The organism is Spirochaetota bacterium (assembly GCA_040756435.1).
Lineage (GTDB): Bacteria > Spirochaetota > UBA4802 > UBA4802 > UB4802 > UBA4802.
The window spans coordinates 1-8,474 of record JBFLZD010000088.1; the positions used below are offsets into that span (position 1 = coordinate 1).

8 protein-coding genes are annotated in these 8,474 nt (G+C 38.8%); all 8 read left to right on the forward strand.

The genetic code is table 11. From position 1 onward, the window contains the following. On the forward strand, positions 1-1,345 hold a 1,345-nt coding region (locus AB1444_15645), incomplete at its 5' end, for a penicillin acylase family protein (GenBank protein MEW6528088.1). Positions 1,346-1,364: 19 nt separating this feature from the next. Beyond that, complete coding sequence (locus AB1444_15650) at positions 1,365-1,622, forward strand: NAD-dependent epimerase/dehydratase family protein (protein MEW6528089.1); 258 nt, start codon at positions 1,365-1,367, stop codon at positions 1,620-1,622. 198 nt (positions 1,623-1,820) lie between these two features. Further along, complete coding sequence (locus AB1444_15655; protein MEW6528090.1) at positions 1,821-3,260, forward strand: hypothetical protein; 1,440 nt, start codon at positions 1,821-1,823, stop codon at positions 3,258-3,260. Between the two features lie 38 nt (positions 3,261-3,298). Continuing rightward, a complete protein-coding gene (locus AB1444_15660) occupies positions 3,299-3,934 on the forward strand; it encodes a MotA/TolQ/ExbB proton channel family protein (GenBank protein ID MEW6528091.1) in 636 nt (211 codons plus the stop codon). 42 nt (positions 3,935-3,976) lie between these two features. After that, entirely contained in the window at positions 3,977-4,402 is a 426-nt protein-coding gene (locus AB1444_15665) for a biopolymer transporter ExbD (GenBank protein MEW6528092.1), read from the forward strand. 79 nt (positions 4,403-4,481) lie between these two features. Beyond that, positions 4,482-7,004 carry an outer membrane protein assembly factor BamA gene (gene bamA / locus AB1444_15670; GenBank protein ID MEW6528093.1) on the forward strand — a complete coding sequence of 841 codons (2,523 nt, stop codon included), beginning with the start codon at positions 4,482-4,484 and terminating at the stop codon, positions 7,002-7,004. 2 nt (positions 7,005-7,006) lie between these two features. Continuing rightward, complete coding sequence (locus tag AB1444_15675) at positions 7,007-7,450, forward strand: OmpH family outer membrane protein (GenBank protein ID MEW6528094.1); 444 nt, start codon at positions 7,007-7,009, stop codon at positions 7,448-7,450. Positions 7,451-7,743: 293 nt separating this feature from the next. Next, the gene (locus AB1444_15680) at positions 7,744-8,415 is read left to right on the forward strand and encodes a L,D-transpeptidase (GenBank protein MEW6528095.1); all 672 of its coding nucleotides are present in this window, start codon (positions 7,744-7,746) and stop codon (positions 8,413-8,415) included. The last annotated feature ends 59 nt before the right edge of the window (positions 8,416-8,474 follow it).

Consider the following 8,474-nt stretch of genomic DNA (forward strand, 5'->3'; position numbering starts at 1 on the left):
ATATAATGGAAAGTGGTATGCTCTGGGAAAGAAAAAGGAAGTGTTTGCGATAAAAGGCAGCAAACCGATTGAAAAAATTATATACTATGCTGGTAGAAAGCCTGTGTTAACTGAAGTATTCAAAGATTTAGGGTTTGACGTGAGCCTGGACTGGACAGGGTTTGATGAAATAGATTTCCAGGGATTTTTTATGATGAATGCAGCTAAAAACTTTGATGAATTTATGGAGGGTGCAAAACATATACGGATATCTCCACAGAATGTTGCTTATGCTGATGATCAGGGTAACATTGCTTTCAGGGTTATTGGTTCTCTCCCGTTGCGTAAAAAAGGAACGGGCAATATCATACAGGATGGCGAAAAAGTAATATGTAACTGGGAAGGTAATATTCCAGATGATAAATATCCCATGATTAAAAATCCTCAGCGTGGGTATATTGCAACTGCCAACAATCTCAATGTTAAGGATTATCCCTATGCCCTGAATGCAACCTATGCGCCTGGATATCGGTATGAAAATATTGCACGCATGTTACGAGGAAAAAAGAACCTGGATGTTGAGTATATGAAAACCATACAGACAGATACTCACACTGTATTGGCAGGAAAAATAAAAAACATAGTAAAGAAGTATGTCAGCCGTGAAAAACTGGAAGAATACATGAAGCGGGCATACGATATGCTCATGCAATGGGATGGTAACAGCAGCAGGGATTCAGTTGCAGCATCTATCTACAATACATTTTATGTACGGTTTGCCTACCAGACACTGGTAGATGAACTTGGTGATGAAGTTGCTACTGAATATGTCAGTGAGCGTTATATCAGTATGGAACGCTTTTTTGAAATGGTAAAGACGGGCAGTGTTTTCTTTGATGATACCAGTACTCAACAAAAGGAAACAATTGGTGATATTGCCACCAGGGCATTTACGGAAACATGCATTTTGCTTGAAGATATTTATGGCACAAAAAAGATTGAAAAGTGGCAGTGGGGGCAGATTCATAAAATTAAATTTGACCATGTGCTGGGGAAATCATCACTGTTCAGGCCACTGGTCAATTACGGGCCGTTTCCGTTTGAAGGCGATGGTGAAACAAACTGTCGTGCAAAATTCCTGGAAGTAGTACCACCATTTATTGCGGATTTAGCATCTGCACCGCGTATCATTGTAATGTTTAATCCTCATCCTTCAGGGTACATGATGCTCATTACAGGTGAAAATGAACACTTCATGAGTAAGCACAATACGGATATGGTGGATGCATGGCTGGCTCATGAATATTTCAGTATGCAAGGGGAAAAAGCTACCTATTCAATGAAACTGGTACCGGCAAAATTTTAATATACAAGGGGGGGGGATAATGAAAATCCTGATAACTGGCGCAACTGGTTTTATAGGCTCAGTTCTGGTACATAAACTACTGTCACAGGGGTATTCAGTACGTGCACTGGTATTGCCGGGTGAAGAATGTAAAAACCTTTCACAAGCAGGAGTAGAAATTGCATACGGTGATTTGACCAATACAGAAAGTATTGCTGGTATATGTATTTTGCAATCCTTTGCATATTCGCTCGCCGTTAACTCGATTGGCAGTAGCGGTGATAGGCAGGGACAATGACGTTGATACTACACTGACGCAAGCTGAATTGGGGTGGAGAACAATGGTGGCGTATGATGAAGCTATGCTACATAGTGCTATAGCCCCTTTGTCATATTTCCTTAAATTGTATTGACTTAAAACCGCATCATAGAAATAATCAACCTTCATCACAAGTATATAAAACTATATTTCTATGTATAAACACAATGGGGTTGTATGGGGTATCACATAACTACAAAAAAATTATATCTATCAATAGCTCTTTTCTTTTTTCTGATGCAACCAGTTTTTGCCCAGGATAGTAATGCTCAAAGCACTGATGCCCAGAACTATCGCAACATGAATATAGATATGCAGGTGGTATATGGGCAATACAACGATATGCTGTCAACGGTTAACCTTTCACAGGAGCAGGAAGGCTTTGTATATCTCCTGCGAACATATTTAAAAAAATCCAATGACTATGGATATAAAGATGACATCTATAAAAACACAAGCTATTACCAAAACCGCATTGGATTTACCGGCAATGTCACTGCCTCAGAAACCTGGAAATCAATTTTTGATATAAGCGTGCATAATGATTCATACGGAATGGCTGAAAATCCCGTGTATAGCCGTGAAGAAAAGGATAACGTTATCCTTGACTGGAAAAATATAGTAAAGTACAGCCCCTCGTTTGAAATGTATTATGGCATAGGTGGTGCACAGTATTACCACAGGCTGATTGGAACAACAACGCAAGGTGAAACAAGCCGCGTGTATCAGGGACATGGCCAAATTGGGGGTGAATATATATGGTCGGCATCCAACCGCTTTAAGTATTCATCAACGGTGTATGGCTATAAATATGAAGAATATGAAAATGATTTTTTTTGTAACAATGAGATAGTTGATGACTTTAATATAACAAAGGATGTGGGAGTAACTATTGGCCTCAATGCAGATTTTAACAGGGATGATCACTGGTTGCTGGGGCCAATTATTGGAGCAAGTTATAAAGGTTTCAGTAATTCTAGCTTCATATTACAGTACAGTTACTTCATGCAGCCGTTCAAGCCTGAAGAATTATATTTGCAGCAAAAGTTTATTGCGCCAATATACAATCTTGAACCGGCTCATGTTCACAAAGTCCATGCAAAGATTGATTATAAAATGAATAGCTTAATAACAATGCAGGTGGTATCGCAGACTGAACACAATAACAACTTTTATAATTATGTAACTGTTCCAGGCGATGTGTTAACCGCTGTGGGTATTGAGTCATGGGTTTTTACTAATAGCGTAATGCTAGTGCTGAATATTGTTCCCAAAGTGCTCAATGTTGATGCGCAGTATACCTATGCATATTATCATGCTGATGAACATATAACCTACAGGCCACAGCATTTAGTTGCCATGGCAATAACCTATAATGGGACAAAGTGGAAAATCAATCTTTCTCATGATATTGCAAGTTCAGTATATACCTCGCCCGTTGATGATACCAAACTCAAATCGCGGGTGGTTGGGTATTTAGATTTACAGCGAAAAATGCTTGAAGGCTTTTTTGCATATTTTAGAGTGGAAAATTTATATAACAATCGCTATTATCTTCGCGAAAATTATCCGGAATCTGGTATCAAGGGATTGTTTGGCATACGGATATTATTATAGGCGATAGTTCATAACATAAAATCACAGGATAAAACACTATGCACAGTGGTACATTAATTGGCGTATTTGATGCCGTGCCAACATGGGTAATGCTTTTACCAATTTTGCTCTGTTCGGTGATAGCTGTTGCAGCTATCGTTGAAAGGATAATTTTTTACCGGAGAATTAATGCCGATTATGCACTGCTGGTTAGCAGTGTTCATAAAGAATGCAGTGCAAACAATATCCAGCAGGCGTTACTGTTGTGCAAAAGGGTGCCAGGTCCCATAAGCGAGCTCATCCACAATGCCATAACCTTTGCCAGTACCAAAAAGGAACGCGAAGGCCTTATTGCCGAACAGGTATATGCTGCACAAAAAGCTATTGAGAAGCATATAGGCATTATAGCAACTATCGCTACCATAGCGCCAATGTTTGGGCTTTTGGGAACTGTGACCGGTATGATGAAATCATTCAGTGCCTTATCAAAGGTGGGCAGTGTGGCACAGGATTTGCTGGCGTATGGCATTGCCGAAGCGCTTATCACAACAGCATTGGGTTTGCTTGTAGCAATACCGTCATGGATTTTCTATAATTATCTGGTAAGCCGTGTGGAAAGGTTTAATAAAGATCTTGAATATGTAGCAAATACACTGCTGGATTTTCCATTATGTTCAATAGAACAGAAACAGTAGTAATAGTACTGCTATAATAAAAAGGCATGCATTGAAGCACATATGGATCAAGGGTTGAAAACTACAATAAAAGTAAAAAGTAAATTAGGGTATAGATCCTTAATTGATATAACGTCGCTTGTTGACATGACATTTTTGCTGGTAGCTTTTTTTATGGTGACATCAAGTTTTGGGTCACTATCGTCCATTACCGTACACCTGCCCAAGGCAGTTCAGTCGGGGCAAATGCAGCATGCCAATATGGTTATCAGTATAAATGAAAAAAATGAGGTTTTTGTTAATGATGTAAAATATCCTTTAGGGGATTTGTTGCAGGAATTCAGGAAAAGAAAGGAATTAGTTAAAGACAAAGTGGTTATTATCCGCGGTGACAGGGACGCAAATTATGAAACAATCATTACCGTGATGGATCTGCTCAATCAGGCAGGTATCCCACGATTTACACTGGCAACAGTTAAACCTAAATGAAAACTGCAAATGAAATATAGCAAACAATACCGTGAATGGTAAATGCTGTGGTTAAAATAGGATAAAGGAATTGGACAGGATGAAGAAAGCAGGGATTTTTGTTACAGTAATTGTTATAATAGCACTATTGAACGGTGGTTTTGGACAGCCCTCAAAATATGAAGGAAAGATAGTTAAAAAGATAGAGTTTACCGGGCTTTTAGATGTTGATGAAGAAGACCTGTTAGATGTTATGACCACTGAAGTTGGTTATCCCCTGAGAGCAGTGGAAATACGTGAGGATATAAAGAAAATCTTTAAAACCGGAAAGTTTGAAAATATCATTGTTGAAACCGAAGAATATCAGGATGGTGTTGCTGTGCGTTTTGTATGCACTGAACGACCAATCGTGAATAAAATTATATTCAAAGGAGTAGAGGAAGTAAGCGAAACAACCCTGAAAGAGGAGTTGCCAATTAAAGAAGGTGATGTATATCGCAAAGATAAGGTTGAAATGGCACTTAGTAAAATCCGCAATAAATATGAAACAGAAGGCCTTTTCAATGCAATTGTGAAGTACAAAGTTGAAGAGGAAAAAGATGAAAAGAATGCAGTCAATGTCATATTTATTGTGGATGAAGGGGAAGATATTAAAGTACAGAAAATAGCTATAGTTGGCAATACAATTGTTCCCTTAAGCACATTAAAAGGTTTATTGCAAACTGAAGAGGAAGGCCTCTTTGCTGATGCAAAATTCAATAAGGCCACCTATGAGGACGATAAAGCAAAAATACTGGCGTATTACCGTGAATTGGGATATTTAGATGCTGATATTGTTGAAGATACTGTGGATTACCGATGGTTAGATCCAGAAACACAGGAAAAGCGTGGCATATACATAACAATAAAATTGCGCGAAGGCGAGCGTTATTATTTTGATGGGTATGAAGTATCAGGTAACGAGGTATTTTCCACTGAAGAAATTACAGCGCAATTTGAACAAACTAAAATAGGTGATCCATTTAATGATACCCTGTATCAAAAAGATCGCCAGATGATAAGTTTTACCTATGCAACAAAAGGGTATATCTTTGCGCGGATAATCCCGGAACGCAAAATAACTGAAAAAGAAGTGGATGTTAATGGGAAAAAAGAAAAACGAAAATTTGTCTTTACCCATTTCCATATTAAAGAAGGCTCGCAGGCATATATAGAAAATATCATTATCAAAGGAAATCAAAAAACCAAGGATAAGGTTATCCGCCGTGAATTGGTTGTGTACGAAGGTGAGCTTTTCAACTCGTACAAGATGCAGCTTTCGCGCGAGCGTGTATACAATTTAGGGTTCTTCAAAGAAGTTAACTTTGATGTACGGCCTGGATCAAAAGAAGGGTATATGAACCTCATTGTAGATGTTGTGGAACAGCCATCAGGTACTATTTCACTTGGTGGTGGCTGGGGTTCCATGACGGGTTTTTCCATATTTGCTGATGTTGCGGAAAATAACTTTATGGGCAATGGTCAGCGTATTTCACTTCGCTTTGAGTATGGCCCACTGCGAAATTCTATTACGCTTGGTTTCAATGAACCATGGCTTTTTGATAAGCCCATTGGGCTTAACCTGTCTGTTTTCTATATGCTATCAACTATCGAACAGAGTTCAATATTTACCAATTCAAATCAAAAAGCATCACATCAAACGCAGCAATATGGTTATTCAATAGGCTTAAATTACAGGTTCTGGTACTACTATGGCATTGGCTCTGTGTGGTACCATGCCATGAAGGAAGTTATTAATGCATCCGGAAACAGCACCGATACTGTTTTTCTGGAACAGGCTCAAGGGTTACAGGAAAAGCGTAAACTAACCCTGTATGCATACCGTGACTCAAAAGATAACTATCTGAATCCAACCCGTGGCTGGAGGGCTGAGTTTTCTGCATCCTTTACAGGTGGCTATATAATTCGTGGTGATGACCACTGGGTGCAGTATTCCCCTGATCTGTACTGGTATTTTTCACCATTTCATTTGCCTTTCCTGAAAACACATCCGTGCGTCATTGAGCTGCGTTTTAACGGTACATTTATAACTCCACCATGGTTTAAAAATAAGATGTACGATGTACAGGATCCTGATAAAAATCCATGGCTTGAATCTGAAGACCGGCTTTACATTGGCGGTCCTGAGACATTGCGCGGATGGGAAATCCTGGATTTTGACTTTCCCGATTCCTGGCGCTATGGTTTATTCCACCGTATCCTGTATGGTGCTGAATTTAGAATACCCATCCATCCAACGTTTTTATGGTTTGTATTCTTCTTTGATGCAGGTTCGGTGTGGACCGATAGTTTCTGGGAAAAGAGTTTAGAGCAATCAACCAGGGACATCATCAATGAAGACAAAGCCAATGGCTTGCTTTATGACATACGGGATATAAATAAGATTGACTACATGTCTTATTTCAAATATTCTTATGGATTTGGATTTAAGATTCAGATACCTATGATGCCACTACGATTCTGGTTTGGACGAAAATTAGCATGGGTTGGCAGAGATGATGGCTATTTTAAACCATTGAGTGGTTTCCAGTTCCAGTTTGGTATTGGGGATATGCGATTTTGATAATGAAACGTTTAGTTATATTTATACTGAGTTTACTAATAGTATCATGCCAGACAGTTGATAGAGATGACAGCCTTGCAATCAGGTATGTTCAGTTACCCATGTTATATAATTACATGATTCAGACATCACCGGATGCTCTTATTTTGCAAAAGCAATATAATGAGTTGAAAATGCAGCTTGATACCCCATCAGTAAATGATACTGAAAGGAAAGAGCTTGTAGTAAAGCTTCAATCTATTGCAGACGAGATGGATAAGCAGAAAAAAGTTTTTTTAACAGATATTCAGCAGGCCATAGCAACTGTAGCAAAACGTAATGGGTACACAATAGTCCTTGGTGGCGGTGACACTGTTGTATATGCAAAAGACGGGTATGATATTACCAGTGAAGTACTCAAAGAGCTTGCAGCATTGCGCTTACAGAAATCACCTGCAGCACGGTGATGTTTATGGCAATGAGAATAGCATGGCATTGCGAGCGAAGCGTGGCAATCTCATGATAAAGTTGAGATTGCTTTGTTGCGCCGATGGGACTCCTCGCAATGACGGGATTGCCACGTCACTTCGTTCCTCGCAATGACATAAGGCAAAATGTTATTGCGAGCGAAGCGCGGCAATCTTATGATGCTGTAGCGATTGTTACGTCGTCACGATGAGACTCATTGCAATGACGGTAATACAATCTGTCATTGCGAGCGAAGCGTGGCAATCTTTAGATTAGAGGGAGTATTTTTGTTATGCATATGCTGAAACCTGTAATCAATATATTATTAGTATTCCTTATTTCCTGCAGTGAATTTGGATACTATCAAAAAAAAGGGCAGGAGATTTTAAAAAAATATAAGGGCAATTATGTGCTGGTTGTCAGCAAAAAGAATTTCATGTTATTTGTTGTCAACCGGGATGGTATTGTTGCAAAATACCGCATTGGCTATGGACTAAATCCCGATAAAAAGCCAAAGTTGTATGCAAACGATAACCGTACGCCTGAAGGGCTTTATCATATTACAGAAATTTTAAGCATGGATGCTCCAAAAAAATCAAATACTTATAAAAAACTTTTAGAAATGAATAAAGTGTATTTCAGGGCAAAGGATGGCCACTATAAGTTTGGCCATCCGGATGTTGATTTAGGCGATAACGCTTACGGACCACGATTTTATGCCATATCATATCCAAATAAGCATGATATAATGCGGTATGAAGAAGCTAAAAAGAATGGTGTGTTGCCACAAATTAAAGGTAAAGTGCCATCCATTGGTAGTGGTATTGCAATTCATGGCAATAATGATCCGGATTCAATTGGACAGCTGGCATCAAGTGGATGTATACGTATGTATAATGATGATATAATTGAATTAGAACAGTATATTCAGATTGGTACACCGGTATTAATACTTCCAGATTAAAAATATTGCATAAATTGTGTTGACATTTGCAATTCATTGCATAATGGTTGCAGTGATTT